Genomic DNA, 3,071 nt, shown 5'->3' with positions numbered 1-3,071 from the left:
TCACCGAGGAGGAGCTGGTGTCGTTCGGCGTCACGCTGCTCATCGCCGGGCACGATCGACGTCCACCACCGCATCGAAGCCGGCGCGACGACCGGCAAGATCGTGCTGGAAGTCGGGGCCTAATGCTCCGGCCGCAGGTCGTGATCAGCAGCCGATGGCGCCTCGGACCGGCCCGGGCGGACGTCGTGCAAGACGAAGGTGGCGAACCCGAGTTCACGCCGCAAGCCGCCGAGCCAGGTGTCGCGGTGCTCGCGGGCAGCGGCCAGCGCCTGCTCACGGTCCTCGACGGTCTCGGCCGACCGCACGGCCCAGTCGACGAGCGAGCCGGTCCAGCTGAACTCGTAGTCGTCCCACTCGGTCGGCGTGCTGACATGCCCGAAGGACGGCTCGAACCCGTGCCGGTGGAAGGCCTGCACCAGGCCGGCGAGGTCGGGGACGGAGTCGGCCGGGAGCCCGAGCGCGGCCAGCGCCGCCTCGGACGGGGTCCCCTCCCAGATCATCTCCCCGACCAGCGCCTGACCGCCGGGGCGCAGGTGCCGCCGGACGGCGACCAGCATGTCCTCCAACCCTCCGAAGGCGTGCCGGGCGCCGACGCAGAGCGCCACGTCGAAGAGCCCGTCGCTCCAGGTGGCGGCGTCGGCCTCGATCCAGCGCACCCGGTCCGTCAGCCCGCGTTCGCCGGTGCGCCGGGCGGCCGAGGCCGGCAGCACGTGGTCGATCCCGACGCCCGTCGTCGCCGGATGGTCCAGCAGCACCCGCTGCAGCCACTCACCCTCACCGCAGCCGAGGTCGACCGCGCGGGTGCCGTCGGCGGGGCTCAACCACCCGACCAGCTCGCGCAACCGGTCGGGCGCCACCGGTGCCGCGATCGGATGGCGCAGGTGCGCGATGTCGAAGATCTCCGATCGGTCCACCCCGGTAAGGCTAGTGCTCCCCGCTCTTCGTGATCAGTGACTGATGCGGTCTGGCCGGGGCGGTGGCGGCGGACCGGTGGATTCGAGCCGCCGGATGGGCCCGCGCATTTCCGGGAGGACCACCCGTCAGGTGGACGGACCGCCCCATTCGCCACGGTCCGTCGACATCGGACGTCGGATCAGGACGCTTTTCCCGGCAATTCGGCAAACGGGGGCTCACCCCATCAGGGCGTGGCCCGCAGTGGTCCTGCCGAGTACGGTCGGGAACCGAGGATGGCCACCTCTTCTGCGTGATCCGCGGGATCGCGCGCAATCCGCGGGGATCACCGCGGGGTCGATCGGGTGTGAGGTGGTTCCCATGGCGTTGGACGTTCTCGACCTGCTCAAGGAAGGGTTGCCGGAGAGTTCCGCGCCGCGTCGGCGCATCGTGGTGATCGGCGCCGGCATGGCCGGGCTGACCGCCGCCATGATGTTGAAGGACGCGGGCCACGAGGTGACGATCCTCGAAGGTCAGAACCGGTTGGGCGGGCGCATCCTCACCTACCGCGGTTTCGCGGGCGACATGTACGGCGAGTTCGGCGCGATGCGGTTCCCGCAACAGCACCCGCTGGTCTCGTACCTGATCGACGAGAAGTTCAAGCTCGCGACCAAACCGTTCCCCATGTACGACGAGGACACCTTCGTCTACCTCCAGGGGAAAGGCGTCCGGCGGCGGGACTTCAGCGCCGACCGGTTCACCTTCGACCTGTTGCCCGGCGAGGCCGACAAAGCGCCGCACGACCTGCTGCGGCACACCGTGCAACCGCTCATCGACATCGTCGAGAACGAGGACGAGGCGAAGGCGTGGCACCGGTTGTTGACCGACTACGACCGGTACACGCTGCTCGGCTACCTCAAGGAGCGCGGCCTGAGTGACGGCGCGCTGTCGATGCTCGGGCCGCTGTTCAACCTGGAGGGCCGGTACCACTTCTCGCTGCTGGAGTGGTTCTCGCACTACTACGAGGACGTGTTCGGCCAGCTCGTCTACATCGAGGACGGCGCGGACACGCTGCCCAGGGCGTTCGAGCCGTTCCTGATGGACGACATCCGGCTCGGCGCGCTGGTGCACGGCGTCGACCAGACCGACTCCGAGGTGCGCGTGCACTACCGCGCCGGCCGCCGCTCGCAGACCGTCGTCGCGGACGAGTGCATCGTGACCGTGCCGTTCGCCAGCCTGCGGCACATGGAGATCGAGGGACTCGACCCGGACAAGTGGTACGCCATCCGCAACACCTACTACGGCCGCGCGCACAAGCTGTTCATGCAGTTCAGCGAACGGTGGTGGGAGACCTCGTACGGCATCACGCACGGCTTGACCGTGACCGACCTGGCGATCCGCAACATCGTCTACCCGCCCGCCGGGCAGGACACGCGGTACAAGAAGGGCGTGATGATCGCGTCGTACTGCTGGGAGCAGGACAGCATGCCGTACACGCCGCTGGCCGGCGAGGAGAGCGTGATGCAGGCGCTGGAGGACCTGGTCAAGATCCACCCGGAGGCGCGGGACACCTTCGAGTTCGGCGTCTACAAGGACTGGGCGCTCGACTGGTTCGCCTGCGGCATCGGCCCGCTGTTCCGGGCGTGCGAGATGAGCGAGGCGTTCTACGACGACGTGATCCGGCCGGTGAACCGGGTGTGGTTCGCCAACGACGCCTGCGACCGCCGGCACCGGCGGTGGGTGGAGGGCGCGCTCAAGGCCGCGGTGAAGAACGCCTACGCGATCCACGAGGGACTGCGCAACGAGATGCCCTGGAAGGACTGAGCGGTCCCCGCCGCACGCACGGTCCCGACCGCTCGAACGGCGGCCAGCGCTCGGACGGCCGCCGGCGGGTGGACGGAGGCCGGCGCGCGGAACGGTCCTAGCGAGGAGTCGCGGACGCCAGGGGCACCGGTGTCGCCTGACCCGGCCACGTGCCGACCAGCGTGGCACCGGTGAGCCCGGCGTCCGCGTCCAGGCGACGCCGGACCGCCAGCTCGACGGTGTCGGTCACGATGAGCGTCGGATCGCCCTCGACGACGCGCTCGACCGCACCGACCCCGGGCACGTCCGCGGTCCCGGTCGTGTTGCCGGCGATCTCCATGCTGGGGTCGCGGCGCTCCATCCGGCCGTCGACCTCC

At 70.0% G+C, this 3,071-nt stretch carries 3 protein-coding genes; 1 reads left to right on the top strand and 2 read right to left on the bottom strand.

From position 1 onward, the window contains the following. Positions 1–119 precede the first annotated feature (119 nt). Positions 120–914 carry a class I SAM-dependent methyltransferase gene (locus AB0G02_RS33275; protein WP_360802240.1) on the bottom strand — a complete coding sequence of 265 codons (795 nt, stop codon included), beginning with the start codon at positions 912–914 and terminating at the stop codon, positions 120–122. 358 nt (positions 915–1,272) lie between these two features. On the opposite strand from AB0G02_RS33275, the gene AB0G02_RS33270 reads away from it, so the two are divergent. Continuing rightward, on the top strand, positions 1,273–2,715 hold the full coding sequence (locus AB0G02_RS33270) for an FAD-dependent oxidoreductase (RefSeq protein ID WP_360802237.1): 1,443 nt from the start codon (positions 1,273–1,275) through the stop codon (positions 2,713–2,715). A gap of 97 nt (positions 2,716–2,812) precedes the next feature. Here the strand turns inward: AB0G02_RS33270 and AB0G02_RS33265 are convergent. Beyond that, positions 2,813–3,071, bottom strand: a 259-nt coding sequence (locus tag AB0G02_RS33265; RefSeq protein WP_360802234.1) for a hypothetical protein, incomplete at its 5' end; no start/stop codon positions are given.

This window comes from Actinosynnema sp. NPDC023658 (assembly GCF_040639995.1).
Lineage (GTDB): Bacteria > Actinomycetota > Actinomycetes > Mycobacteriales > Pseudonocardiaceae > Actinosynnema.
The sequence above is the reverse complement of the archived record's forward strand: the minus strand, read 5'-3'. Positions and strand labels throughout refer to the sequence as shown.